This window comes from Shewanella marina JCM 15074, assembly GCF_000614975.1.
Taxonomy (GTDB): domain Bacteria; phylum Pseudomonadota; class Gammaproteobacteria; order Enterobacterales; family Shewanellaceae; genus Shewanella; species Shewanella marina.
Genome location: NZ_BALM01000005.1, coordinates 65,557 through 91,331 on the forward strand (window position 1 = coordinate 65,557; position 25,775 = coordinate 91,331).

The 25,775-nt window shown below is 37.6% G+C and carries 23 protein-coding genes and 2 pseudogenes; 7 read left to right on the plus strand and 18 right to left on the minus strand.

Annotation, left to right across the window (positions count from 1 at the left end):
* Position 1: 1 nt before the first annotated feature.
* Positions 2 to 616, minus strand: coding sequence for a DUF2987 domain-containing protein (locus JCM15074_RS05785; RefSeq protein WP_025820368.1), 615 nt, complete (start codon positions 614 to 616; stop codon positions 2 to 4).
* Complete coding sequence (locus JCM15074_RS05790; RefSeq protein ID WP_025820369.1) at positions 588 to 1,433, minus strand: glucosaminidase domain-containing protein; 846 nt, start codon at positions 1,431 to 1,433, stop codon at positions 588 to 590. Before JCM15074_RS05790 ends, JCM15074_RS05785 begins: the two co-directional genes overlap by 29 nt.
* Positions 1,434 to 1,699: 266 nt before the next feature.
* Here JCM15074_RS05790 and yvcK point away from each other — a divergent pair, with 266 nt between their 5' ends.
* Positions 1,700 to 2,668: a uridine diphosphate-N-acetylglucosamine-binding protein YvcK gene (gene yvcK / locus JCM15074_RS05795; RefSeq protein ID WP_025820370.1), complete on the plus strand. Its 969-nt coding sequence runs from the start codon at positions 1,700 to 1,702 to the stop codon at positions 2,666 to 2,668.
* On the opposite strand, the gene JCM15074_RS05800 is transcribed toward yvcK, so the two are convergent.
* From JCM15074_RS05800 to JCM15074_RS05810, 3 genes are all read right to left on the minus strand, one after another.
* Positions 2,617 to 3,312, minus strand: a complete 696-nt coding sequence (locus JCM15074_RS05800) for an RES family NAD+ phosphorylase (protein ID WP_025820371.1) — start codon at positions 3,310 to 3,312, stop codon at positions 2,617 to 2,619. The two genes, yvcK and JCM15074_RS05800, sit on opposite strands and share 52 nt — an antisense overlap.
* On the minus strand, positions 3,309 to 3,710 hold the full coding sequence (locus JCM15074_RS05805) for an antitoxin Xre-like helix-turn-helix domain-containing protein (RefSeq protein ID WP_037469197.1): 402 nt from the start codon (positions 3,708 to 3,710) through the stop codon (positions 3,309 to 3,311). Before JCM15074_RS05805 ends, JCM15074_RS05800 begins: the two co-directional genes overlap by 4 nt.
* A 90-nt stretch (positions 3,711 to 3,800) precedes the next feature.
* On the minus strand, positions 3,801 to 4,136 hold the full coding sequence (locus tag JCM15074_RS05810; RefSeq protein WP_025820373.1) for a hypothetical protein: 336 nt from the start codon (positions 4,134 to 4,136) through the stop codon (positions 3,801 to 3,803).
* 62 nt (positions 4,137 to 4,198) lie between these two features.
* Here JCM15074_RS05810 and JCM15074_RS21135 point away from each other — a divergent pair.
* A pseudogene (locus tag JCM15074_RS21135) lies at positions 4,199 to 6,845 on the plus strand (bifunctional acetate--CoA ligase family protein/GNAT family N-acetyltransferase).
* A 73-nt stretch (positions 6,846 to 6,918) separates the two neighbouring features.
* On the opposite strand, the gene JCM15074_RS05820 reads toward JCM15074_RS21135, so the two are convergent.
* Positions 6,919 to 8,547 carry a phosphoethanolamine transferase gene (locus tag JCM15074_RS05820; protein WP_025820374.1) on the minus strand — a complete coding sequence of 543 codons (1,629 nt, stop codon included), beginning with the start codon at positions 8,545 to 8,547 and terminating at the stop codon, positions 6,919 to 6,921.
* A 481-nt stretch (positions 8,548 to 9,028) separates the two neighbouring features.
* On the opposite strand from JCM15074_RS05820, the pseudogene JCM15074_RS24815 reads away from it, so the two are divergent.
* Positions 9,029 to 9,381 (plus strand): annotated as a pseudogene (locus JCM15074_RS24815) (ecotin family protein).
* Positions 9,382 to 9,452: 71 nt separating this feature from the next.
* Here the strand turns inward: JCM15074_RS24815 and JCM15074_RS05830 are convergent.
* Together JCM15074_RS05830 and srtD are read right to left on the minus strand one after the other, a co-directional pair.
* Entirely contained in the window at positions 9,453 to 9,989 is a 537-nt protein-coding gene (locus JCM15074_RS05830; RefSeq protein ID WP_025820375.1) for an LPXTG cell wall anchor domain-containing protein, read from the minus strand.
* 19 nt (positions 9,990 to 10,008) lie between these two features.
* A complete protein-coding gene (srtD, locus tag JCM15074_RS23455; RefSeq protein ID WP_025820376.1) occupies positions 10,009 to 10,683 on the minus strand; it encodes a class D sortase, LPxTATN-specific in 675 nt (224 codons plus the stop codon).
* Positions 10,684 to 10,830: 147 nt separating this feature from the next.
* On the opposite strand from srtD, the gene JCM15074_RS05840 reads away from it, so the two are divergent.
* Entirely contained in the window at positions 10,831 to 11,511 is a 681-nt protein-coding gene (locus JCM15074_RS05840; RefSeq protein WP_025820377.1) for a tRNA/rRNA methyltransferase, read from the plus strand.
* A 75-nt stretch (positions 11,512 to 11,586) separates the two neighbouring features.
* On the opposite strand, the gene JCM15074_RS05845 is transcribed toward JCM15074_RS05840, so the two are convergent.
* The 3 genes from JCM15074_RS05845 to JCM15074_RS05855 form a co-directional block, all read right to left on the minus strand.
* Positions 11,587 to 13,200: a S41 family peptidase gene (locus JCM15074_RS05845; RefSeq protein ID WP_037469220.1), complete on the minus strand. Its 1,614-nt coding sequence runs from the start codon at positions 13,198 to 13,200 to the stop codon at positions 11,587 to 11,589.
* 77 nt (positions 13,201 to 13,277) lie between these two features.
* A complete protein-coding gene (locus tag JCM15074_RS05850; RefSeq protein WP_025820379.1) occupies positions 13,278 to 13,553 on the minus strand; it encodes a hypothetical protein in 276 nt (91 codons plus the stop codon).
* Positions 13,550 to 15,505: a RecQ family ATP-dependent DNA helicase gene (locus JCM15074_RS05855; protein WP_025820380.1), complete on the minus strand. Its 1,956-nt coding sequence runs from the start codon at positions 15,503 to 15,505 to the stop codon at positions 13,550 to 13,552. The genes JCM15074_RS05850 and JCM15074_RS05855 overlap by 4 nt, the downstream gene beginning before the upstream one ends.
* 144 nt (positions 15,506 to 15,649) lie before the next feature.
* Here JCM15074_RS05855 and JCM15074_RS05860 point away from each other — a divergent pair, with 144 nt between their 5' ends.
* Complete coding sequence (locus tag JCM15074_RS05860; protein WP_025820381.1) at positions 15,650 to 16,594, plus strand: LysR family transcriptional regulator; 945 nt, start codon at positions 15,650 to 15,652, stop codon at positions 16,592 to 16,594.
* On the opposite strand, the gene JCM15074_RS05865 is transcribed toward JCM15074_RS05860, so the two are convergent.
* From JCM15074_RS05865 to JCM15074_RS05885, 5 genes are all read right to left on the minus strand, one after another.
* A complete protein-coding gene (locus JCM15074_RS05865) occupies positions 16,555 to 17,427 on the minus strand; it encodes a YjjW family glycine radical enzyme activase (RefSeq protein WP_025820382.1) in 873 nt (290 codons plus the stop codon). The genes JCM15074_RS05860 and JCM15074_RS05865 overlap by 40 nt on opposite strands.
* Positions 17,399 to 18,934, minus strand: coding sequence for a YjjI family glycine radical enzyme (locus tag JCM15074_RS05870; RefSeq protein WP_306302218.1), 1,536 nt, complete (start codon positions 18,932 to 18,934; stop codon positions 17,399 to 17,401). Before JCM15074_RS05870 ends, JCM15074_RS05865 begins: the two co-directional genes overlap by 29 nt.
* A gap of 103 nt (positions 18,935 to 19,037) precedes the next feature.
* The gene (locus tag JCM15074_RS05875; protein WP_159105274.1) at positions 19,038 to 20,291 is read right to left on the minus strand and encodes a 3'-5' exonuclease; all 1,254 of its coding nucleotides are present in this window, start codon (positions 20,289 to 20,291) and stop codon (positions 19,038 to 19,040) included.
* A gap of 38 nt (positions 20,292 to 20,329) precedes the next feature.
* Positions 20,330 to 21,373 (minus strand): UvrD-helicase domain-containing protein, encoded by a 1,044-nt coding sequence (locus tag JCM15074_RS05880; protein WP_025820385.1) that lies wholly within the window; start codon positions 21,371 to 21,373, stop codon positions 20,330 to 20,332.
* Complete coding sequence (locus JCM15074_RS05885) at positions 21,370 to 21,876, minus strand: hypothetical protein (RefSeq protein WP_025820386.1); 507 nt, start codon at positions 21,874 to 21,876, stop codon at positions 21,370 to 21,372. Before JCM15074_RS05885 ends, JCM15074_RS05880 begins: the two co-directional genes overlap by 4 nt.
* A 329-nt stretch (positions 21,877 to 22,205) precedes the next feature.
* Between JCM15074_RS05885 and JCM15074_RS05890 the strand changes: the two genes are divergently transcribed.
* Positions 22,206 to 23,249, plus strand: a complete 1,044-nt coding sequence (locus tag JCM15074_RS05890) for a site-specific integrase (RefSeq protein ID WP_025820387.1) — start codon at positions 22,206 to 22,208, stop codon at positions 23,247 to 23,249.
* 32 nt (positions 23,250 to 23,281) lie between these two features.
* On the opposite strand, the gene JCM15074_RS05895 is transcribed toward JCM15074_RS05890, so the two are convergent.
* Together JCM15074_RS05895 and JCM15074_RS05900 are read right to left on the minus strand one after the other, a co-directional pair.
* Positions 23,282 to 23,488, minus strand: coding sequence for a hypothetical protein (locus JCM15074_RS05895; protein WP_025820388.1), 207 nt, complete (start codon positions 23,486 to 23,488; stop codon positions 23,282 to 23,284).
* On the minus strand, positions 23,481 to 24,233 hold the full coding sequence (locus JCM15074_RS05900; RefSeq protein WP_025820389.1) for a tRNA-uridine aminocarboxypropyltransferase: 753 nt from the start codon (positions 24,231 to 24,233) through the stop codon (positions 23,481 to 23,483). Before JCM15074_RS05900 ends, JCM15074_RS05895 begins: the two co-directional genes overlap by 8 nt.
* Positions 24,234 to 24,538: 305 nt before the next feature.
* Here JCM15074_RS05900 and emrD point away from each other — a divergent pair, with 305 nt between their 5' ends.
* Positions 24,539 to 25,768: a multidrug efflux MFS transporter EmrD gene (gene emrD / locus JCM15074_RS05905; RefSeq protein WP_051536837.1), complete on the plus strand. Its 1,230-nt coding sequence runs from the start codon at positions 24,539 to 24,541 to the stop codon at positions 25,766 to 25,768.
* Positions 25,769 to 25,775: the final 7 nt, after the last annotated feature.

Consider the following 25,775-nt stretch of genomic DNA (forward strand, 5'->3'; position numbering starts at 1 on the left):
CTTATTTAACCCATGGCACGATTTGCATTGGTGCGTCAGAAAAATCAAGTTGAGTTAAGTCGGCTATTTGTTGTTGACTCAGTTGTAGCTGACTTTGCTTGAGTTGCTGCTGATTTTGGTAAATAGTCACTGGCGCTGCAAATCTAAAGGTTAGCCCTTTAATGTCATCACTAAAGTAACGTATAGGAAAGCCTTGCATCTGTTTTAGTAATTGCGCCATTTGCTGCTCAATTTCAGCGAGCTGTTCACCTGTATAATGTGTAGTATTAGCACGAGTTTGAACTTGAACTGCGATACTACAATCCTTTGCTTCGCCTTTTATATCTAAGTTGATTAACGCCCTATCGTGCTTGAGTTTATCATCATAGGGAATATACAATCGTTGCGCCTTAGTATAGGTTAAAGGCAACTGCTTTGACTCTGTACTGATTGTGCCTTTGGTTATTTGACAAGCTGGCCTATTGGGCACGCTAAAGGCAATTTCAATAAGATTAAAATTACCTTTATTGGCTTTTTTTAAATGGTTATAAAACCCTTGATACTCAAGTGATATGGTTTGCGCAGAAACCATACCACTGACGAATACACTACTCACTAGTAGTAGAGACTTTAGCATCCTGTTCTCCTAAATAGCGCTGGTTATGGCGCAACATCTCTAATAATTCATCGATATAAGCTTGTTTACGTTCAGAATAATTAATCAATCCATAGACTAACTTTTCTGCCGTTAGTGGTTGATGGTTGGCCCGCAGATCTGCACGAATATCTCTAAAGGTTTGGTATGCACCATTGGTGTTCAGGTTATTCATATATGAAGCGACTGACGCATCCATTGATTTGAACACTGCAACTTCATGGTTCATCCCTTCTGTACGTGAAAGCGGTACTAAACCACAACCTTGTTTAAAGCACCATTGACCAAAGAAATTACGGCCTTCACGTGCAAAACGAGAAGAGCCCCAACCAGTTTCATTGGCCGCTTGAATGAGCACCATATTTTCAGGGATGACATCTACTCGTTTAAGTAAGGCTGTTAAGGTATCGGGTTCAAGATCGCGAATATTATATTGGTATTGATCTGCAATTTGTTGCAGCTCAAAACCTTCTGCTTCGCTATAAGCTTGTTTATTCTCAAGCTGTTGCTGAAAGTGGATAATAAACTGTCGTTGTTTTTCGATAAGCTTATTTTGTTGAATAATAGCCGGTCTTAAGTAGTTAAAAAATGCGTTCTTCTTCGTTGGAATATCTTTAATACTTGCGAAGTCGGGAATATTGAGTGTTGGCTGTTTAGGTATAATGTTCTCAATTAGCTTACCTAAGCCTAATTGGCTATCACTATCCTTAGCAGGTTTTAGATAATAGCTGACGGCTAAAATAGTTAGAACTAGTAAGCATAACGCCATCACTACCCGTGCAATTCTGCCAGTTTTCAAGTATAAGTCCTTATGTTTCAATCAAATAGTTATAAGTTTGCGGTAAATTATAAAGTAAATATAAGCGCTAGCAAATTTAACCACTGAATAAAGTTGTACTTTTGTGTAGAATTTTAGAGATTTAATCCATAAATCATAGTAACAGAAAGTCACTGAACTTGAATTTGATTTCAATTATTGGCACACCGCAGTTGCACTCGCCAACAAGTATATTAGCTGACTATTTATGGATTAAAATATTTTATCAATTAATTAGGATTTTAATCATGCAGGAGCGTCATCCATTGTTGCAATACCAACATATCGTTGCCATTGGCGGCGGTCATGGTCTTGGGCGATTACTTGCAGCACTAGATTTCTTAGGCCCTAGATTAACAGGTATTGTCACCACAACAGACAATGGCGGTTCTACTGGCCGTTTACGCGATAACCATAATTGCATCGCTTGGGGCGATCTACGCAATTGTTTGACCCAACTTGCCAAAGGCCCTTCAATTGGTAAGTTAGTTTTTGAATATCGTTTTGAGCAAGCATCTGAATTATCAGGCCATAATTTGGGTAATTTGATTTTATTCGCGCTCGATCAATTATGTGTGCGCCCGGTTGAAGCGATTAACCTGATCCGCACCCTACTGAAAGTTGATACTAAAATTTTACCTATGTCAGAACAACCGACTCACTTGATTGCTTATAATCAAATCGGTAATCAAACATTGGGTGAAGTGGAAATTGATAAGCTCTCAAAAATGCCTGCTTCACTGGGTTTGTTGCCCCAAGTAGATGCTACTGTTGAGGTTGTTAATGAAATTCTCTCGGCTGAAGTGATTATTTTAGGACCAGGTAGCTTTTTAACGAGTATTATGCCGCCACTACTATTAGCCAGTGTGCAACAGGCAATAAGAGAATCGAACGCTAAAATCATTTTTATTGATAATCTGGTTGCTGAAAACTCAGCCGCGGGTTCACTTTCGATAGTAGACAAAATCAAATGGTGCGAATGCTTATTACAAGCGCCTAATCGAATAGATTATGTGTTATGCCAAGATGATGTTATTAAGCAACAGGATAACTATTTTTATTACCCGCTGCATGATAATAAAAACCGGGCGTTACATGATCTCAATGCTATTAAGTTGGCGCTTGCAGATCTGTTTACTACACTACATGCGCAAAGTGATGATGCTTATAAAGATAAGCAGATGACATTAACAATGGCTGCACCATCCCAAATATAATCATAATGCTGTGTCTGCAGCACTTCTGTCACTAAGTTAGGCTTGTACAAGACAAAACATTGCCCTTGTGGATGCCTAACTGAATAGTATCTTATCCCATCTAATTGCTGCTGCATGCAAGTTAAGCCAAACTGCTGTGATGCTTGATAATCTAATGCATGATAATAGGCGCTATTTTTAAATTGCGCTGAACATAAATCCACTAAATTTGCATCAAAATAACAGGCTAATGTTTTACGTTGCAATCGCTGCGCAGGCTCATTGGTATAAGCCATAAACTTCTCTGTATGGTATACCGTCTCTTTTATGGCAGTTTGTACGCTAGAGGCACAGTAAAAACCTGCAAAGTTTGGATGAGTAAAGCGTCCACCTTGCGGATTTGGATACACAAAAGGCGCCATCACTAATGAGCTGTTAGGAATATTTATTAACCAGTGTTGTTTATTGATGGCGTATGGATTGCCATAATCTTGTTTAATGCGGGGATTTGTTAAAGCTTCTAATGCATATACAGCTTCAAGTTGCTCAACGGTGGCAACGTCTTCGTATAGATCAATTGGTGGGAATTTACTGGGAATAATCCGATAAGCTTTTTGCTGTTCTAACGAAATAAATGGCAGTGGTTGAGCTGCTGGATCACTCATGAAAGTACGCCACTCCATCCTTGCAAGTGTTTTGAAACCTCATATAGATCGGCAACTTTGCCACCTTTCATAATGTTCATTGCACTGCGACCATTAAAAAATGGATGCTGGTTCGGTTTGTTGACCCAATCATAAACACTGTGCTCTAGGCTGAATAGCTTTCGTAAGCATTTGTGAATATGCAAAATATAGCTCATGCGCTCCGCTAAATCGGCGCTCAAGGTGATACCACCTGTTTTGGCTTTACGATATTTGGCTAATGTGGTTCTTGAATTGACACCCAGTAATGTCATTTGATCAGCAGCAGAGCATTGCCATTTGTCTAGAATATTAAAAACAACGGGTAATGCTAGGCTGATATCGATATTACTGGGCGCGGTTTGAACGTTAGCAAGCATAATCTGCTCCGTAGCGGCATTTATGCTTAATCATAGTTCACTTGTGGTCATATTTCAATCAACTGTCCATTTTTGGACAATGTTGTCAGTCTATTTTACTGGCGTAATGTTTTTGACGATAACGGGTGTACAAGTTCCTTTGGTGATCAAATCCAGATTGATTCTATATGAGTCGCCAAGTTTTGGGGTGATCTTAAATTTTTCCCATGAAGTCGTTAATGTCATTGGATTACGTACGATACTTGGCGTTGTTTGCTGCCAAAATATCTTATTAACACCATCACTATCTTCTGTATAAGTACCAACAAACGATTGTTGCTCGTATTGACATGGGCCGCCCACCAATTGGGGTTCTGATTGGCAAGCGCTTAATGAACCGATTGCAACAAATAACAGTGCGGGTTTTAACAAAGTGGGGATTTTCATAACGTACTCCTTTGAATTTGATGGTAATGTATCATTGTCAGGCGTTACGAGGAATAAGGAATATGAGTCAACACACGCTGTCTGCTTTATTTATCCCCAAATCAGTTGCTGTTATTGGCGCTTCATCTAAGGCAAATCGCGCTGGTAATGTTGTTATGCGTAACCTTCTTGCAAGTGGATTCTCTGGCCCCATTATGCCGGTAACGCCTAAATATAAGGCGGTGTTGGGTGTATTGAGTTATGCCAATATTGAACAATTACCACAGGTTCCTGAACTAGCAATTATCTGTTTGCAGTTTCAACGAATCACGCCGGTGTTGACACAGTTAGCGCAATTAGGTTGTAAAGCGACAGTAATAATTGCATCTGGCGTATTGGCTACTGATGATGGTAAAAAACACCAACAGCAATGGCAAGATATTGCTGAGTCAATGGGGATCCGTATTTTAGGGGCAAATAGCTTGGCTTGATGCTACCTCATATTGGTCTAAACGCGAGTTTATCTCATATTAATGCTAAAAAAGGACATATCGCGTTAGTCTCACAATCAGCAGGCTTATGTACCACAATTTTAGATTGGGCTAACAATAAAGATATTGGTTTTTCTGCGATGTTATCTTTAGGCGACGGTTGTGATATTGAGCTGCATGAATTGCTTGATTTTTTAGGACGAGATTCACATACACATGCCATTATGCTCTGTATTGATCATATCAATGATAGTCAACGATTTGTCTCGGCAGCTCGTGCGGCAGCCCGTTACAAGCCCATATTAGTATTAAAGTCTGGAGGGCCGAATGCAGCAGTGGCTCAGCAAGATAACGATATTGTGTATGACGCAGTATTTAGACGTGCAGGTATGTTGCGTGTAGACGATCTGGTTGATCTATTTGCAGCCGTTGAAACTCTAGCACACGCAAAAAGCATTGCGGGTGAAAAATGATGTTAGTGAGTAACAGTTATGGTGCTGCACGTCTTGCTGTTGATCATCTAAATCGTAGTGGCTTTGCTTTAGCTGATTTATCTGCAGACCAAGCAAAGGCTTTATACCCTATTCTGCCGCCTTATGTTGTGGCGGCTAATCCACTTGATATGGGCGGCGCCGCTGAAGTTAGCCATTATCAACAAACCTTAACTCAGTTACTTGATAGTCATCAATTTGATGTTATTTTAGTGATGTATGCTCCTGCCGCCGTAGGGTTAAGTGAACAAATTGCTCAGGCAGTGATTCAAGTCTATTTAACGCACCCTAATCGTCGTAGATGCACGTTAATGACGCAGTGGAGTGGTGAAGATGCAGCTTATCAAGCGCGTAAGCATTTTAATCGTGCCGGTATTGCCACCTATCGTACCCCTGAAAGTGCCGTAGGCGCTTTTATTCATATGGTTGAGTTTCAACGCAACCAGCATCTTTTAAAGCAAGTACCTACCTCTATTAGTTGTAAGTCACCGTATGATAATGAATTTGCGCTGCAAACTATTGAGCAGGCCGTCACTAAACAGCAATGGCAATTGTCGACCGTTGATGCGGCTAAAATTCTTAGTGCATTTAATATTAATGTACTGAAAGCTCATGTTGCTATGAATGCGGATGAAGCTGTAGCAGTCGCGACTAATATAGGCTTTCCAGTCGCATTAAAATTGCGAGATAGCAAGCTTCGGCATCATAGCGATATTCAAGCTGTGTTACTGCACTTAAACAATGCTCAAGAAGTTATTGTTGCTGCGACAAGTGTTATTCAACGAGTGCAGCAATTAGATTGTGAATTTAGTGGCTTTATTATTCAAAAGATGGCATTAACGGCTGGCGCGCAAGAGATCAGAGTCGCTGTGATCAACGACAGCACCTTTGGCCCGGTGATCTGTATCGGTGAAGGTGGTAGTGAGTGGCAACCTTTAGTTGATGCCGAAGTCGCACTACCGCCGTTAAATATGGCGCTGGCACGTTATAGTGTACAACAAGCATTGAATCGTAAAGTGCTTAAGAATCGCTATGTACCACAGCCGTTCAATATTGAAGCTTTATGTTTAGTGCTCTGCCAGATTTCAGATATGATAATTGCCTGCCCTCAAATTGAAGCTATCGATTTTAACCCGATACTCATGAAGGGTAATGATTTAACTGTACTCGATGTCAATGTGACATTAATGCCGCAGTTATATGATATTGCCAGCAAACTAACAATAATGCCGTATCCTAAATCGTTAGAGTCATACGCGACCCTCAAGAATGGTCAAATCATCTTAATGCGGCCGATATTACCGGAGGATGAACCTAATCATTTGGCGTTTGATAATTCGCTCTCTGCAGAAGATCGCTATAAACGTTATTTTGGTGTGCGCTCGGCCATGACCCATGAGGAAATGGCGGTTCTTACTCAAATTGATTACGCGCGTGAAATGGCTTTTATCGCGGTTGATCAAAGTAAACAAACAGAAGTGACCTTGGGCGCAATTCGCGCCACAATTGATCCGGATAATATTGAGGCAGAGTTTGCTATGGCAGTACGAACCAATTATCAAGGTCAAGGTATTGGGCGTTTATTATTGGTTAAATTGATAGAATATTATCGTACTAAACAGACTAAAAAATTAACCGGATATACCATGCTGTCAAATCGGAATATGGCCAGTTTAGCTAAACAGCTAGGCTTTAAAGTGACGACAGATGTAGAGGATGGTCTGATCTATATGGAGCTGATTTATTAGTGCTGTCAAAACGACTAGAAAATAAAAAAGGCTAGCATAAATGCTAGCCTTTTTTATTTATGAGCTCACAGTACTAATTGGTACGGCAAGCCGCAAAGATATCTCGTTTAGGCGTGTAATCTTTCGAGTTAATATGCATAGTACCAAGTAAGGTATCAAAGATATTATCTTGCGAATAACCGCCCTTTTTAGCCTCATTAATAATGCATTGTTTATTAATGTCATTGGCCTTAGCAAACTGAGATGGCAGCCACATTAAAAATGGCACATGGGTTTGCTGTTTTGGTGCGATAGCATAAGGTGCACCATGCAGATACATGCCAGATTCACCTAAGGATTCACCGTGATCTGAAATATACATCATAGCCGTATTGAACTTAGGCTGTTCAGCTTGTAATAACTTAACCACTTCACTCAAGATGTAATCAGTATACAAAATGGTGTTGTCATAAGTATTGATTAGCTCATCATGGGTACAGTTTTGAATATCACTTTTTTGACAATCTGGCACGAATTTACGATGACTTTGTGGATAACGTAAATAATAGGTTGGACCGTGACTGCCAATAATATGTAATACAATATTGGTATTCTTTTCAGGCAATGTACTGAGTACTTGCTTTAATTTATTGACCAATACTTGGTCGTAACAAAACTCACCATTACACAATTTTGGATCTGAATTAGTATTGATTTCTATGTGGGTAATACGGTCACATACCCCCTTACAGCCACTATCATTATCTAACCAATAAACTTTTACGCCAGCATGATGAAGTACATCTAACGCTGTATCTTGTGCCTTAGCATGACGTTCATCATAATTGGCACGATCAAGTTTTGAGAACATACAAGGAACAGATACTGCTGTAGCTGTGCCACATGATGTGGTGTCCATAAACGGGATCATACCAAGATCTTTGGTATAAGCATTGGTATCACGATGATAACCAAAGTACTGATAATTCATCGCTCTTGCGGTTTCACCTACCACCATCACAAATAAGTTGGGCTTATCATTGTTTGCTTGACTAACAATTTTGGCATCGGTACCAATTTGGGTGAATGGCAAAGGCTTCTCAATATAGTTGAGGTTAACGTATTTAGCGATTGAGCCAATAAAGTAAGTTGGAATGATATTCTGTTTGAGTTGGTCATTATTACGGCCAAAGCTCACGTAATTCTGGTAATACACAAATGCAATTAAGCCGATACCGATAAGCATTGCGATCATAAAGATGACCTTATGCAGTAACTCTTTAAAGAATGGCTTGTATTCAATGTTAGCACGGTACATCAAATAGGCAGGAATCACACCTGTGATAACAAAGCTCAATACCGACATCCAATTAAGATAGGTCATCGCTTCTGCATTATTGGTTTGCATAACATTGACGATCATTCCGTAATCAAAAATGATGCCATATTGCCATGCGGCATAAAAAACACCTGATGATGCCAGTGTCAGTATGATAAAAAATGGTTTAACGAGGTATTTAACTGAAAATAACGAGAAAATAAAGCTAAAGGCAAACAACAAAAATAATGGCATTGTGCCAATAAACAACCAATTTACCTCTGATTGTTTCGCAATTCCTTTTGCAACCACTTGAAATAAAGGGATATTATATATCACCACATAAAATATTGCGGTTAATAAAGTAAACTGGTTAAGCGACAATGTCTTTAATCGTGTACTCACTTAGTACCTCAGTCATCAATAAGTGTTGGTGCTGTTAAGCATTGGACTGGCGATGGTAGCAACAAGCTGATACAAGCTCAAACAAAAGGTTGCATCTTATTGAATAATAATGAATTTGTTTGTATTTTGATAATCAGATGTTTTACATTTGATCCCTAGTAGTTATAGATAGTAATGATTAAGAGCGCAAAAATTTATTTTAAATAAATTAACCCTTTTCGGAAATTGAGCCGTTTATAAAGATAAGTAGTTTATATACAGTTTAATTTATTTGGGGAATCACTTTATGTTATTTAAAAAATTATCAACATCACTGACTTCTATTGCTATGGTAATGGCATTATCTAGCGGTGCGGCACATGCAACCAGTCCAGTTGAACATCACATAAAAAAAGAGCCTATGATTAGTACTATGAGTTATACAGCTAAAGATTATCAAAATCAGGCTGAGACAAAAATGTACCCTGCTCCAGAAGTGGGTATGAAACAGGTTATTATTGATCTTGCTAACTTACCGAATGAACAAGATTATAAGCTAGAAATCAATATCGGTAAGATAATGGAAGTTGATTGTAATCATCATCGTCTGGCAGGGAAAATAGTTAAAAAGACAGTAAAAGGCTGGGGTTATGACTACTATCAAGTGGACAGCATCAATCCTGGCATGAGCACCATGATGGCCTGCCTGATAAGCCACAGCAAAAGTTTGTGTTAATGGAGTCTATGTTAGTGAATTATGACTCGCGTTTACCTGAAGTATTTTATGTACCAGAAGATGCCACTATCAGTTATCGTATATGGCAAGCCTCTGATGCTGTAAAGATTATAAAGTAGATACAAACTAAACATACAAGATAATACCTAATTGGTATTATCTTGTGCTGCAATTAGAGAAAACCATCCATTTATTTACGATTACGGCGTCTAAATCCTATCAGTTGTGCTAATGCTAGCATAGCTACACCAATGGCACCGATTGCTGGCCAAATAGCTGCTGTTTTGGGCAATTCTTTAATTTCCTCATAGCTTACAATCGCAGGTAAAACTGTGACTGTGACAGGTGGTACTTTAGCCACTTCAAAACGATCACTTGGGATAGTGAAATAGAGCTTGTAACCTTGTGGAAGATCCTCCCAAGCAACTTGTTGTCCGCCTGCATTAATTGTTGCATTGGCTGGTACTTTAATAATTTGTCGTTCATTAATACCATTATTCTCAACAACATCAATGACAGCGTGATTAGGGACGCGGTAGCGAACAAACTTTGCTTGCACCTCAACAAATGTTTGGCCATCTTTGATAATTACTGATTGGCATGCATTTGCAATTGACGGGTATTTATCAAGTACATCTTGGTGCCACACCACATCTTTACATTCGATAGCTAACGCTGGATTACTAAATAAAACGGCAAATGTTAAACCACAGAGTGTTTTTTTCATCACCAACTTCCTTTTATGGTTAAATTAAATCAGCCCGAACGATATAACGCTCAGGAGCATTTCCTACGAAATAGAAGGGATAACAAGTAATTAGCGTGATGCTCTGTTTACCTGTTGGTTTAAGGATTTCAACGTGTTCGGGATTTACGATCCATGTTTGTGAAACCGCAAATTGATATTGGTTACCGTCAATATCTGTCACTTGAATGGTGTCACCTATTTTTAGGTGGCCTAATTTCCTAAAAAAACTATCTCTGTGCCCTGCTAAACTTAAATTATTATGGCCATCAAGGTTACTATTTTTTAACACTCGACCTACGCCCTTGTTAAGTTCTGCTTCATCAACACCGTCAAAAATAGCCACTGATAGATCAATTTTAGGAATAGACAGTAAACCTAAAATAGCGCTATTTGGCTGACTTATGCTGTATTGCTCAATCCGTCCTTGGGACCAATCAGTCATATTCGGCATTGATTGAGGAATGGTGTGAATAGGCTGAATTAGCGTTGATTCAGGTTTTCCATGGAGCGGAAACACACTATTGTCTTCAGCATGGGCCTTGGCAATTAGCTGATTGGCGAGATCTACGCTCTGTTGATGGCCTTGATATTGATGCCATTTACTGGTGATAAATATGGCAATACAAAATAACCCTATAATCCTTAAGGCCCTTTGTATAAATTTAATATTCATACGCTGCAATCCATTTGCAATTTGTTAAATAATGTAGCATAAATTCAATACCTTGCAATGATAATAAAGTGCCTTATTGATTATTTGTTGCGTATCTAAATTTGCGCCTTATACTGACCAATCATTTAGCTCAACAGCCGTTTGTTTATGTCGTTATCATTTATATTAGTAGAACCTACAAGAGCTGCAAACGTAGGTGCAGCTGCCCGGGCAATTAAGACTATGGGATTTAAGCAGCTCATCTTAGTTGCATCAGATTTACATCTTGAGAAAGAGGCTCAGTGGGTTGCTCATGGCGCTTTAGATATTTTAGAAAACACGATAACTTTCGACAGTTTGGCTGCTGCTAGAAGTCATTTTGATCTGCTGGTGGCCACAACAGCAAGAGAACGAGGTTGTTTAAGGCAATATCTCACTCCAGAGCAATTATCAGAACATTTAGTTGCGCGTGAAACTGTTGCACAAGCGGCGATTGTTTTTGGACGAGAATCAAGTGGCTTATCTAATGATGAATTGGCGTTATGTGATCTTTTTACTTATGTTCCGTTAGCGCAAACCTATCCCTCTTTAAACCTTGCCCAAGCAGTAATGGTATATGGTTATGCATTAAGCCAAGTGAATCATAAGATTGGTTTACTTGCGAAACAAGCTGACGAGAAACAATTACAAGTGTTAAAACAGCGCTTACAACAAACGATGCAATCTTTAGCGATAGAACAAGACCAAAAACTCAAGCAATGGTTACTGGATGGCGCAGCACTACTGAGTCAGCGTGATGTTAAGATGGCACATCAACTATTGAGTGATATAAATAAGAAAATTAATTGAGGCTTATTGCCTAATAAAAAGTGTTTAATAAAAATGCCGCAATAATGCGGCATTTTTTATTTTAATAATTTGAATTTATTGCAGTTTATTATTAAATAATTGCTGTTGTGTTGACGGCGTAAGTTTCACTTCTAAATCACTTGTAGCGGTATTAGAGTCTTGGTTTTTTAAACCATAGTTAACGGCACTCATGCTTATTACTGGGCATGTTCCTGTTGCTTGATAATTGAGTGCAGCACTTAACATCGCTTCATTGCTGTCCCCTAATTGATGCTCGAAGTCGTCAGCAACGACACATCCAGGAACGGAAACACCTTCAACTTGCGGGTTATTACTCGGAGTGAAACCATCAGAATATGAACCAAAGTTTTTAGCGTTGATCCCCTCAAATTGAATATTAAAATAGGTGATGCCGCAGTTATCAGTTGGATAGAAACCATAAGGTTTACCACAAGTCGTTGAACCAATTTGGATAACTTCAATATCAATACCACGTAAGCCATTCATTAAGGCTTCTGAAGCCGAACAGGTATTATCGGTAGTTAACACATACACTCGTTCTAACCCCAAATTCGGTAAAGGAGTATTGGCCTCTAAACTAAAGCCGACAGCGGTATCAATAAAGTCGAGCGGCACGATAGTTTGTCCGGTAATAGGGTCTGTTACAGTATGCTTGTCATTAAAAATGGTTTTTTCAAAGAACTTGCCTTCCATTTTTGCTTGTGAAGCAATCATATAGGCGAGCTGGCTTGATATGGCTAAGTAACCGCCGCCGTTATAACGAAGATCGAGCACTAATTCGCTAATATTTTCATTTTTTAGCTGAGTAAAGGCGTCATATAAGGCTTTTTCAGAAGTTTGAATAAAGGTGTCAAATTGCAAGTAGCCTATTTTCCCCTGTTCTGTTGTTAGTGTTTTAACATTTTTAACGGGTGAAACGGTGATCTCTGCTGCGGCTAAGGTCACTTGCATATCATTACCTGTGTTAGGTACTTCAAAGGTAAATTGATAACTCTCATTGTTGCTTTGTGGATTTAAAGCAGCATTAATTAAATCGATATCAGACTGTGAATTAGTATTAACTACATCAACATCATTAATGGCGACCAGCTTATAACCGCGTTTAACATTGTCGATGTTTGCGCTTGGCTCAGTATCTTTGACCAATATATTACGGGGGATTGTACCGTCTATAATAACAAAGTTAATGCCATAGCTTAATGAACTACCAGAGGTTGTCATTCCTTGCCATGTTTCTGTATCTAATAAGAAGTGAAAGTTATCTTTATCATTACCGCTGGCGGTTGTTGCAGTGGTCTTCAATTGTGCGTAGTAATCTGTAATCGTGCTAAAGTCAGCTGGATTTTTATCCGTAACTTCGTCGTACCATAAATAACTGTTATTAGCCCATGAGCGAAGCCAGAATTGTTCATATTCAGTGCTGCCAGCTTGATCTGGATAGGCTTGATCTGTGGCGGGGTTAATGCCTGAACGAGGGTTGGCACAGCGTGCAAAAAAATCAACTTCAGGACTAAACTGATTTTGTGTCCATTGTAATGTTGTGTCTGTCGTGCCTCCAGAGCCTGAACCATTTCCTGATGTTGAATTATCTTCTGTTGTTCCACCACCGCTGCAAGCTGTTAGCAATGACATAGAGCCGATAAGCCCAATAGCATATATATGTTTCAATTGACCACCCCACAATTGCTTGTTGAATGTTTATGTTAACAGCTTGTAAAATATCGGCAATAATAAAATGGCATGAATTAACTGCGTTTTAGACGAACCACCTTCATGGTCTCGATACTCATTCCTGCGATTGTTTCTGTTTCAGGATAATAGGTTAAATTCACTTTACTGCCTGCGAGGTTCTTATATTTTTTTTGGCGAAGATATTTAAATGGAACCGAATATCCCTTTAACATCAGAGTATTAACGTACCACTCACCTTTTTCACGCTGCACATGGGATTCAACATGCATATCTTCTGAATGTGTTAATTCTTGATGCTTATCTAGTAACTGGCTGACCTCTTTTTTCATGACAATGACCTCAAAAATTGCGTGGTGAGAGAATTTAGTTTTTGTTCGATATGTTGATAACGATGATGTTGGCAAATGCCATAACCACTGATTTTACGTGCTTGTAGTTTAGTTAACCAAGGTGCCGTTAACCCTGCTAGAAAGTGGCATGCTAATGGTAAGCTTATTTGGTAGCCTTTGGCGTCACCTTGTTGTATTAATTGATTAACTGCAGTAATAATTAATTCATCCTGTGGCCATTCAAAGATTTGTGAAATCGCCAGTTTTGCTGGCTGGCCGAGACATACGCTGCATTGACCACAATGTTCAGGCGCATTCATATCATCAAAATAACGTGCTAATTGATAGCTTAAACAGCTATCTAACTCAAAAAAACGTATCATAGTGGCGATACGGCTGATCTCTTTTTTAGATTTATGACTAAAGTAATCAAATAACTGCTGGTTTAATTGTTCAACATCCCCTAGATTAACTACCTGATAAACATCGGTTATTTTCTTAGTCTCTAAGCTGATAACGCCTTGTTCTGCAAAGTAATCCATGGCACTAACGACTCGAGCTCGGTCGCATTGATAGTTAGTTTGCAGCAGGTTGATATCGAGTGTTCCCCATATCTTTTTAAATGATGTTGCATTCAGAATATGTTCGATAAAAATTCGACGTTCACCTTCAAACTTATCAATAAACACTTGTTGATCGACATTAAACTTATATTTGAAGTCAGCGTAGTAAGCATATTTTGCTGAAAGCACATCCATTAATTCGAGCTGAACTAGCAATGTCTTTAATGGTAGTTGCCTGATATTTGATGCAGTCGATAACTGGTTAATTTGGCATTCCCATAAACCATTTGTACTGTTTTGTTTTATATCATCAGTCACCGCAGCCAGAGATGTCAGTTCTGGTGTATCACCATAAACAAAGTTTTCTACCGTGGTTAAGCCGTCAAGGTTTGCCAATGTGATACAGTTTGATGGCTGACCATCACGTCCTGCTCGGCCTATCTCTTGGCTATAATTTTCTATTGATTTAGGTAGGTCGTAATGGATAACAAAACGAATATTTGATTTATCTACCCCCATACCAAATGCAATGGTTGCGACAACAACATCAACCTTGTTGTCCATAAAACTATTTTGACATGCTTGCCTTTGTTCATCGACCATACCGGCATGATAGGCCAGTGCATTAATGCCATTTTTACTGAGGTGCGCTGCGATTTTTTCAGCCGTTTGTTGCAAGGTGACATAAACAATCCCCGCCCCCTCTTGCTGCCGGACAAGCTCAATTAAACGCAGACTTTTATCTTGCTCTGCTGTTGCCAGAACTTGTAGCTTTAAATTGTCGCGATAAAAGCCCGTTTGTACGATATTTTGGGGATCGATAGCAAATCGACTCGCCATATCAAATTTAACTTTACGTGTGGCTGTTGCAGTTAGTAACAATACCAAAGGGATATTAAGCTGCTCGCGATATTGCGGCAATTTAAGGTAATCCGGTCTAAAATTGTGGCCCCATTCAGAAATGCAGTGGGCTTCATCTACTACCATCATTGATATTTTAATTTGACTGATAAATTGTCTAAACCGTTCGTTTTTAAAGCGTTCAACAGAGATCATTAAAATCTTTAGATCGCCATTACGCGCATCGGTCATTACCTGTTTCATTTGTTCATGAGTCAAGGTCGAATCAATGCTGGCCGCTTTTATATTAACTTTTTCAAGATAAGCTAATTGATCTTTCATTAACGCTAACAGTGGTGAAATTACCAAGGTGATATGGGGTAATTGCAGTGCGGTAAATTGATAACAAAGCGACTTGCCTGAACCCGTTGGGAAAATAGCTAGGCTTGATTGGCCATTAACCAGTTTTTCAATGACTTGCTGTTGTCCCGTTCTAAATTGACTAAAGCCAAAATGTTGTTGTAAAGATTGTTGTAAGTAAGTGTTCATAACGGGACCCAAAACGGTATAGAGCTATAAATCATATCAGATAACGACATCAAAATGCGTAAATTAGCATTGATAAATTGAACAGTATTAGATGACTGATTGATATAAGTTGCTAAAATAGCATGGTATTAATTAGGATTGATTATGGATCATATAAAGCTTTCACGGTTAAATGTACGCCATTTAGTGGTGTTGCAGCTATTACTTGAAACACATAGTGTAAACTTAACTGCCACTCGACTTTGCATCAGTGCCAGTGCGGTCAGCAAAATGCTGTCTCAACTTAGATTAGAGTTAAGTGATGAACTTTTTTATCGCAGTGGCAATCAATTAGTAGCCACTGCCTATGCCAAAAGTCTGCGCCCCGCTATTGTTAGGTTAGTGACTGAATTTGAAGCTTTATTTTATCGACATGAATTTAATCCTCAACAGTTTAATGGCACGTTTACAATTGCATTGAGAGACAGTAGTTTTGAATTATTCTGCCAACAACTATTTATTCCATTAATCAATACTTACCCTAACATCAAATTTGAATTACAGCATAAAGCCTTATTAGGACTAAATGGGCTATATTCTGGTCAAGTCGATTTTGTCATTTTACCTCATGACAAATCACAGCCACCAAGTACCGATGAGCAAATTATGTGGCAGACTCTTGTTGATGATGAAATGATTTGTTTGATGGATCCTGACCACCCCTTAGCAGCACAAGAACTAAGTCTAGATAATTATTTGAGTTATGCACATATCGGTATTACCGATGTGGATCTTGGGCAGCCATTTTTTGAGATACAACTTGCACAGCAAGAATTAAATCGTCGTGTGGTGATTAATGCTGCTGATTTTGGCACTGCAGCATTGCTTTTACGGGGGACGGAGTTACTTTTTACTTGCTCAAAGAAATGGGCCGATATGGCATATCAGGCCCAAGGTTTGATCAGTAAACCATTACCATTTAACTATGGCGAAGTGGTTTACAGTATTGTTTGCCAGCAACAATCATTAAATGATCCTGCTAAATATTGGTTGTATCAGTATTTATTGGCTCAAATAAATGCGCCACTAATACAAATATCTTCAAATTGATGCTGTTGTAATGAAAGCTTTAGCGAATTAGTATCTTGCTTGGTCGCCTGTGGTAAAGCTAACGCCTTCCCCGTAACACCATGATGTCTAAATCCATTAATTCTGATTTTGACACCACTTGCATGTTGATGTAGCCATGAAGCCATTTCATCGATTCTCAACAAGTAATCGGTGACTGTTGGGATCTCTAATAATCTGACTTCATAAAGCTTATTGTGCTTAGCGAGATACTTAATTGTTTCTTTGACCTTATGGTTACTCTTACCTGTAAGCTTGAGATGAACTTGTTGATCCCATGCTTTTAAATCAACCATTACACCATCGGTTACATCAATTAACTGGCGCCATTTATCAACTTGCAAGCTGCCATTGGTATCAATAAAACAGCTTAAATGTGATAAATGAGTATCTTGTTTTATTGCTTCAAATAGTGATTTAACAAATTTAAATTGTAAAGTTGCTTCGCCGCCACTGACAGTAATGCCTTCAATAAATGAAGCATATTTGCTAATTTCTGTTAGCATTTCTGTAACTGATATTTCAGAAATTCGCGGATCACTATTTATAGGACACAAGCTAATGCATGTATCACAGCCAATACAGATATCAGTACTGTATTTTGGCGGTTGTTGTTCATCAATCGTTTGTAATGCAGATGGTGGACAAGTTACAACGCACTCTTGGCAGCTATTACAGTGATTAATAGTGTGTGGGTTATGGCAGTTGATACAGTTATAGTTGCAACCTTGCAAAAAAATAACTAATCGACTGCCAGGACCATCAACAACAGAAAAATGAATAATCTTATTTATTTTGCCAATGATTGAATTCATGACTAACTACTCTAGGCTGTCGTTGACTTACGTGTGTGCTTTTTATCGCTCCATCAGCTAAAGCAGTTGTATTAGTACGTGACCCCTGCTCTGACAGTTTATTAATATCGGACATTCTCACCATATAACCGGTGATGCGAACGAGGTCATTGGTTGCTACGTTAGCCGTAAATATACCAATACCGTGATTAAATGCGCCTTTACATAGTTGCTGAATCGCTTGTGGGTTACCGCGAACAGTCGGTTCTAAGGTCAATATTTCACTCACACCTGAGGTGAAATATTGATGTTGTGGCGCTAATGACATTAAGTGGGTAATTGGATCCGGTTCTGTACCATATTCAATTCGAATGCCTGGTGTCACATCAACATCTGAATTTAAACCGCCTTGTGAGTGAAGTAACGCGCGGCCATGGTAACCATAAGGGACTTCAGTTTGATCGACAATCTTTGCTACAAGTTGAGTAATTTCTAATGCTAAAGCGTTCGCATTTTGATCTTCGCCGTAATGACCTTGCAGTTGCTCCTTGCTTAATAGTGTATTGATACACTCAGCCATACCGTAAATACCAAACATTGGAGCGAATCGCTTCTCATCAAGAATGCCTTCTTGAACTAAGAAATGATCAAAAAAGTTAGAATCTTTATGCAAGAACTGACAGCGAGCTTCTATTAATTCATAAGCTGCTTGGCAATATAATGGCAGTTGTACCTGCATAAAATCAGTAATAGAATTAGCCTGCTCAGCTACCCCTTTCAAATTAACACGTACCAAGGTATTACAACCACCTGCAACAGGTAATACGTTATAACAACTTACGACACCGTAACCTTTTTCTGCATACTTTTGTTTATGCATATTATGATTAACAATATGTGGCTTACTGGTCGTAGCAATATTCTCGCAAGCTTGTAACAGCAGACTTTCAGGTGTTTTTTCCGTATCAAATAATAAACTTAAATTTGGTGCAATTTGAGCAAGCTCTGCATCAATCTTTAAGATGGTGCGACAAACGATATTATCTGATGGGCCAATATTGGCATGCATAAACGCATCTGGTAATACGCGGTCAAGCATGATCCAGAAACGTTTCAATTTACTGTAGATTTGTTCTTCAGATAATTCGCCAACATATGGCATAAGTAATTGATCAAGATGACCAATGAATACTGGGATATTTGTCACTGATGGCACAAAATGATAAAGAATCATTAAGTTATTAAGAGCATCATCAAAATCTTGAGCTGGCTCTAGTTCTAAATATTTAGAACCTTGTTGTAAAAATAGTTGGTAATCAGGTAATACGTAGCGAGGTTTGAAAGGAGCATGTCCCTCATACATATCACAAATCAAATTATTATCTTTTGCTTGTTGAGTCGCTGCAGACAAAGGTAAGTATTCTACTAAAGAATCTGCAAATTGGGCTAACTGTTGAGTTTTTGCCTGGTAATAAATTGCAATCGTTGATAATTGAAAGTAACTGCTTTTGCATGAAATGAACCTGATAAATTAAGACGTTACTATCTTAATTTACAATGCGGATTAACCATACTGAATATATTTCGCAGTATGGTGTTTATATTGGAAATCCGCAGTTCTGTCTCAAACTTTACCGTTCTGTGTTATCTGTCTCTGTACAAATTATAATGGATTTAGCATTATCATGAATAATCTCTTGTAAGAAAGGGCTGCTCATTTTTGCATCGGTATAAAGATGGATTTGGTTTCTTGCTCGCGTTAAAGCAACGTAAAACAATCTTCGTTCTTCAGCTAAATCGATAGTATCAATTTTCTCAACTAACATATGCTGAACAATTGATACGGGCTTTGTCGCTGGAAATCCATGTTTGTTATCGGTTAAATTAAGCAGAATAACGCAATCAGCCTCTAATCCTTTTGCTGAATGGCAGGTACTGAATTTAAGTGAAAATTTAGGATACTTATTGTGTAACTCATATTGCTCAGTCTCTGTAGGTAAATCCACTTTGTAGCGAGCCAATATTAGAATGGATAAGCTTTTATATTGCAAAGCTAAGTTATCAAATAAGTTTAAATATTCATTTTCATTATTACTTGCATGTACCCAAATAGAATTTTTATCTGTGACATTATTCGCGATAACAATTTTATCGAGTTGAATCTCATTTTTAGAGACAAACTTATTGGCAATCGCTAATATTTGATTATTGCATCGGTAACTTACATCTAAATGAGTTGTTGTTGTTTCTCCAAAGTAATGGCTAAAATTAATAGTGTATAATATATTCGATCCAGTAAATTGGTAAATTGACTGCCAATCATCTGCAACACAAAAAAGATGAGCCCCATTTGAGCTTTGTTTGATTTTATTTAAAAATTTAGCTCTGACAGATGATATATCTTGGAATTCATCAATGAGTATTTGTTTTGTATCAGATTTATTTTCAGCAATCGAATCGGTTGCATTGATGATTAAATCTGTAAAATCAACAAGATTGTGTTGGGTATTCATCTTGTTATAGTGCATATAACTAAAAAGTAAAAGCAAGCAATACTCATCTTTTTGTTTAAATTTTTGCAATAACTTTTTAAATTCTACTAAATTAATATCGAACTGCTTCAATAATGTAATATCATTTAATACTTCAGTTAAAATGATATTTTCAAGCTTATGCTCTATTTGAGCTGGAAATGAATTTAATAATGACAGTATTACTTTATCATTTATATCTTGCTTAAAATTAATACTTTTCAATAATTTGCTAATAATTGTATTAGGCTTATCCATATCGATGAATTTAAACTGCTTAAATTCAGGAAACTGATTAATAAAATAATTTTTTAAATGCTGATGACTATAAATATCTTTATAGACAGACATCATCACTTGCCCTTGTTCGGGTAAGATCAAAAAGTGGCAATTCATTTCATCATAGAATGATAGTTAATATTAACGTTATCAAATGCCAGTTTTAAATGTACTAATAAATTATATTCATTAAGTTTATTTGATTTCACTTTTGCGTATGCAAATAATAAGCTCATTAGATCCAAATAAATAAGGTTGTTATTTGAGCAGTATTTTTTGAATTGTTCAATATAACTAGTCGTATTCCCTATTAATTCTTTTTTATGGTTAACCATTTTAGTGTTGGCTGATTTTAATGCAAATGAATGAAAAGTATGCACATTAAAATCAAGGTTAGGTTTATATAGCTTTAGCCTTTGTTTAATCTCTTCTTTTGCATCTTTACCGAAAACAAGGATCAATATTTCAGATGGAATACATTGACCAGATTCAATAAGATAAAGTGCTCTAGCGATTATCACCAAAGTCTTACCACTACCTGCAGACGCTAGAATCAAGTTATTTGTATCATTTGTGATTACGGCAATTTGCTGCTGTTGGTTAAGCTTCAATTCATTAAACAATGGTTTGTAAATTTTGCATTGCTGTTTAATATAATGCTGATGATGTTGCTCTATTTGTGTATGCTGCCACCGACTAAACTGCTCAATAAATTGATAACATTTGATGATTGTTTGCGGTATTTCCAGATCATTAAATGTGTCAGGCCACGACTTTACAAGTTGTAGCGCTTGTTTTTGTAAAATGGCAAACTGCTTTTGCGTCAAATAGTATTGCGCCAGATGTTGGTTAAGTGTACGACTAAATTCAATCAATATAGGGAAATGATGTGACGACCATAACTCAAATAATTTTTGCTTAAATTGTTTAGCATTTTTACCTTGTAACCAATCAAGCTGATATTGTTTAGATGGTTGTTGCCATACCATTTTATAAAAGTATAACCCTTGTGTGACAGATGGATAATTTGAGAGCTGTGACCAAGTTGTTGTATTGGGGCCATGATGGATACCATGTTGGTCTATGTATAAATCACCATAATTTGGATTGAAGAACTGACTAATTACTAATGATTTTAAATGCCATTGCGGGTTCATTTATTATCGAAATCCTCTTCAAACGCCATTGATTCTGATAATAGGTTATCAATCGCCTGATCGAAATTATCAAAACTATGCTGTTGCATATATTGCTTTAGAGTCACAATGAGATCATTACTTAATTCGATATGAGACTTTTTCTGACGTTTTTTCAATTGTGATATCTCTTTACGCATATTGCGCCAACCAAAATCAGAAAATGTCATGTTAAGTAATGAATTTAGGTAATCAATGTCCTGTTGCTCATACTCCATTTGTTCGTTGAGTCGCTCAAGAATATTGCATAGCGCAATATAGGTCGTCTGGTAATATTCCTTATTATTTAACAGATCAGGAGTGAACCAACCTACTCGCCTAGTTAATGATTTTGATTCTAATACCCTAGTTAATAATGGGATGCAGGTATCTATTTCAGTCATATCTAATAGTAATAACCGTCGGCCAGATTTAGGTGATTGTTCATGATAACGCCAATTCAAATTTCGTTGTTCAACTAACATGATGATTTTACTTTAAGTTTAGACTATTTTTACTAGTTTACCCCGATAGAATATGAAGGTAAATCCTTAATTCTATGTTTAACCATAAATAAATATTTAAAACCATTCTGTATAATCTTTCGTAAAAATCAAAATTATGAGCTTCATTACATTAGGCTATAAACTGTCCATTTAGCATTGAATTGCCATACGATTGTGCATATATTAAGCTTACCAGTGATAATGACGATTATCACTGGTAAGATATAGTAATATTAAGTAAAATATCGGCCTTATCAGTGTGTTATCTAGCATTTTTGCGTTCATTATTTGTTCAATAATAGGTGTCAATGTCTACTCGTATCGGCTTCAATCGTCAGCAAAATTCAGTGACTTCAGCTGAATTTTATCAAGAACAACAGCTACCAGCTTCGATTTTACAAGACTTAAATAGTGCCGCAGCCGAAACTGAGTTTGAAATTGCAGCGAATACCCGACGCAGTTATAAGGCAAGTTTTGATATTTTTTGTCATTATTGTCAGCAGCATCAATTAAATTCTCTACCTGCTGATCCGCGAGTTGTCGTTGCATTTATTGGTCAGCAAAAAGATATTTATCTCGACCAAACTGAAAGCCAACTGTCTAAACAAACACTTATATCTAGACTCGCTGCAATTCGTTTCTTTCATATTGAGGCAGGATATAATTCGCCGACCGAACACCCTATGGTATTACGGGTTATGCGTGGTATTGGTCGTAATCAACATCGAGATATTCAAGATTATGATCAACAACCCATTATGTATGATGAACTCGAAATGTTGCTCTCGGCAATTGAAGAAAACAACTCTCATCTACAAGCTGTTAGAGATAAAGCTATATTTCAGCTAGCGTTTCAAGGTGGTTTTCGTCGTAGTGAAATAGCTGCAATTCAAGTTAGTCATCTCACTTTTTTGAGGCAGAAATTAAAAGTAAGACTGCCCTACTCTAAAGCAAACCAAAGTGGTGTTAGAGAATGGAAAGATCTACCACAAGATGAACCTTTTTCTGCTTATGATGCAATCAAGCAATGGTTAGCGTTAACCGGTATAGACGATGGTCATCTATTCAGATCAATCTCGAGGAATGGCTTAAAACTAAGACCTTATTTTTTAAAGCAGGCTAATGATCCCAAATCAAAAAATAGCGGTTTTCTAAATGGAGATGATATCTATCGCTTAGTTAAAAAATACAGTGCACTAGCGGGATTACCTACCCAATTTTTTGGTGCGCACAGTTTGCGAAGTGGTTGTGTAACTCAGTTATATGAGAATGATAAAGACCATTTATATATTATGGCAAGAACGGGTCATACAGACCCGCGCTCATTAAGACATTACCTTAAACCAAAATAGAATTATTAATTTATGGTTAACCATAAATATCTTTACTTGGTTAATAACAAGAAGTTGTAAAACTGGTATCTTGTTTTGTCACTTGAGTACATCATTTGAAGTAATTGATTGTATTTTTCAAATGAGATATCAGCAATAAATTCTGGATAGGCAACAGTATATTGTAGCCAAATGCCATATTTAAATTTATCGTAAATAATAGCAGTGATTTTATCTTCTGTTTGAGTAAAATCATTCATGTCGGCTACCCACTGTTGTTACCTGATTCAATGCTGCTAAATAATGCTGCCCTAGGTCAGTAAGGTTTTTAAGCTCACTTTGAGGTTTACGGCTACGGCTAAATAATGAGGATTCTATAAACAACTCAAACCAAGTCGCTAATACTTCACTCTCTTTTTCTGCACTCATTGCCGCCAATGCCATTACCGCAACTTCGGCAGTGCCAAACTGAAAATCTCTAACCCCTTTTCTCAATGCATATTTGGCGGTGGTATTTGCATCAAATGATAAAATAGGCAAATGATGTAAATATTCACTTTTACGATAGATTTTGACCGCCTGTCGCCAACTACCATCAATAAGTATAAATAGCGGTCTTTTGCCAGTAGTCATCGAGACAGTATTACACACTAAATCTGGTTGATAAGCATACTCACCGGGAAATACGACATAGGGTTGATACTTAGGATCATTCAATAAGGCGAGAACCTTCGGATTAGGCTCTGTTCTTGACCAAATATAAGCATGCGTATCAGGGAATATATCAGCAATTAAGCGACCACTGTTACTAGGCTTTAATACCTCGTCATCGTACATCAATAATAAAAAACTAGCTTGAGCCTCGATTTGTGTTCGTAGATGACAAGTACAAAAATCTTGGGCTAACAAACATTGCTCACAACGTACCAGACTTTTTCCTCTCGCTGAAAATGGCCGAGTAGAAATCGATTTACGATATTGATAAAGTTTGTGTACTGCGTGCATATATTTTGTCTTTTACTCTTACATAGATAAGGTTGAGATTTTACGTTTAGTCGCAGCATGACTCAAGAACAGAAGTGATTTTATGAGTCAATTACTATTAAATATAATTAATTATTTCAAGTCTCTTAACAGATTGTATACAACACCTGTCTGTTATTTACATTAAGTGTTCTATTTGCTTGTTTGCATTAGATATTTTAATCTAAACATACAAAATATCTCTAGCGTGAATAATTGTATTTATATTAATTGAGAGTAACATTGCAGCCGGAAATCACCTGCTTATATCGTTATTCGGAGTCTTCATGTCATCTTCTTTCCAAAGAAAACAGCCTTTCTTTGGCGTTGTTTCTATGCCTGTTATTCTCAGTTTGCTGGTCATGACAATTGCAACTGCACAAATGGCTCAAACTATTTTTGTACCAGCATTACCACTTATTGGCCAAGGCTTACAAGCAAGTAATGGTTATTTACAAGCTATTATGGCTATTTATTTAACTAGCTATGGTTTGATGCAATTTGTTTATGGCCCTTTGAGTGATCGAATTGGTCGTAAGAAACCATTAATTTTTGGTATGTGTTTGTTTATTGTTGGAGCCTTGATTGCTGGGATTAGTCAAAGTATTAATATGCTGTTATTTGCTAGCTTTCTTCAAGGGTGTGGTACCGCAAGTGCTGGCGCATTAAGCCGCAGTATTCCACGTGATTATTATTTTGGTGACCGATTAAAACAATTTAATAGCTATATTTCTATGGCTGTTATATTTTCACCATTAATCGCACCATTTTTTGGTGGTTGGTTAGCTCAAACCTGGGGCTGGCATGCAGTCTATTTTGGATTAGCTCTGTTTGGTTTAATTGTTGTTATTACCTTGGCATACGGTTTCACTGAGTCTTTACCTGTTAACCAACGTAACAGTCAACCAGCTATTGCAGCTTATAAAGCGGTCTTATCTAATCGTCACTTTAAAGGTTACATGTTTGCCTTGTTAGCAACTTTTGCTGGTGTTGCCGGATTTGAAGCCATCGCGGGAATTTTGTACGGTCAAAGTTTAAAGATGACCCCTTTTATGGTGAGCTGTTATTTTGTTGCGCCTATTCCTGGTTATCTTTTAGGGGCTTTTATTGCGTCTAAACAACAATCGATGAATAAGTTGCTATACCAAGGTATTGCATTACTAGGTGCAGGGGCATTATTTCTATTAATCCCAGGTTTATTTGGGTTTGTATTCGCATGGTGCTTGTTGGCTGGCTCAGTTCTATTTTTTACGGGAGCAGGTATCCTTTATCCAACCTTAACCTCTGCCGCACTAGAGCCTTTTCCTCGACATGCTGGTGTTGCAGGCGCTTTGCTTGGAGGTTTACAAAACTTTGGCGCTGGTGTTGCAGCAACCGCAATGGCGTTAATTCCAATGGATGGCCAATTAAGTATTGGTTTATTAAGTTCTGTAATGGTTATTATTGTTATTGTGGCTATTCAATATGCAAAAGATAGTCGTGATCATGATATTGCGACTCATGGGGCCGCTCATTAACTCCCCT

Bases quoted from the DNA above. Each gene is read 5' to 3' on its own strand.
- JCM15074_RS05785 (WP_025820368.1), bottom strand. From the start codon at position 616: ATGCTAAAGTCTCTACTACTAGTGAGTAGTGTATTCGTCAGTGGTATG.
- yvcK (WP_025820370.1), top strand. From the start codon at position 1,700: ATGCAGGAGCGTCATCCATTGTTGCAATACCAACATATCGTTGCCATT.
- JCM15074_RS05800 (WP_025820371.1), bottom strand. From the start codon at position 3,312: ATGAGTGATCCAGCAGCTCAACCACTGCCATTTATTTCGTTAGAACAG.
- JCM15074_RS05805 (WP_037469197.1), bottom strand. From the start codon at position 3,710: ATGCTTGCTAACGTTCAAACCGCGCCCAGTAATATCGATATCAGCCTA.
- JCM15074_RS05810 (WP_025820373.1), bottom strand. From the start codon at position 4,136: ATGAAAATCCCCACTTTGTTAAAACCCGCACTGTTATTTGTTGCAATC.
- JCM15074_RS05830 (WP_025820375.1), bottom strand. From the start codon at position 9,989: ATGAAAAAAACACTCTGTGGTTTAACATTTGCCGTTTTATTTAGTAAT.
- srtD (WP_025820376.1), bottom strand. From the start codon at position 10,683: ATGAATATTAAATTTATACAAAGGGCCTTAAGGATTATAGGGTTATTT.
- JCM15074_RS05840 (WP_025820377.1), top strand. From the start codon at position 10,831: ATGTCGTTATCATTTATATTAGTAGAACCTACAAGAGCTGCAAACGTA.
- JCM15074_RS05850 (WP_025820379.1), bottom strand. From the start codon at position 13,553: ATGAAAAAAGAGGTCAGCCAGTTACTAGATAAGCATCAAGAATTAACA.
- JCM15074_RS05855 (WP_025820380.1), bottom strand. From the start codon at position 15,505: ATGAACACTTACTTACAACAATCTTTACAACAACATTTTGGCTTTAGT.
- JCM15074_RS05860 (WP_025820381.1), top strand. From the start codon at position 15,650: ATGGATCATATAAAGCTTTCACGGTTAAATGTACGCCATTTAGTGGTG.
- JCM15074_RS05865 (WP_025820382.1), bottom strand. From the start codon at position 17,427: ATGAATTCAATCATTGGCAAAATAAATAAGATTATTCATTTTTCTGTT.
- JCM15074_RS05875 (WP_159105274.1), bottom strand. From the start codon at position 20,291: ATGATGTCTGTCTATAAAGATATTTATAGTCATCAGCATTTAAAAAAT.
- JCM15074_RS05880 (WP_025820385.1), bottom strand. From the start codon at position 21,373: ATGAACCCGCAATGGCATTTAAAATCATTAGTAATTAGTCAGTTCTTC.
- JCM15074_RS05885 (WP_025820386.1), bottom strand. From the start codon at position 21,876: ATGTTAGTTGAACAACGAAATTTGAATTGGCGTTATCATGAACAATCA.
- JCM15074_RS05890 (WP_025820387.1), top strand. From the start codon at position 22,206: ATGTCTACTCGTATCGGCTTCAATCGTCAGCAAAATTCAGTGACTTCA.
- JCM15074_RS05895 (WP_025820388.1), bottom strand. From the start codon at position 23,488: ATGAATGATTTTACTCAAACAGAAGATAAAATCACTGCTATTATTTAC.
- JCM15074_RS05900 (WP_025820389.1), bottom strand. From the start codon at position 24,233: ATGCACGCAGTACACAAACTTTATCAATATCGTAAATCGATTTCTACT.
- emrD (WP_051536837.1), top strand. From the start codon at position 24,539: ATGTCATCTTCTTTCCAAAGAAAACAGCCTTTCTTTGGCGTTGTTTCT.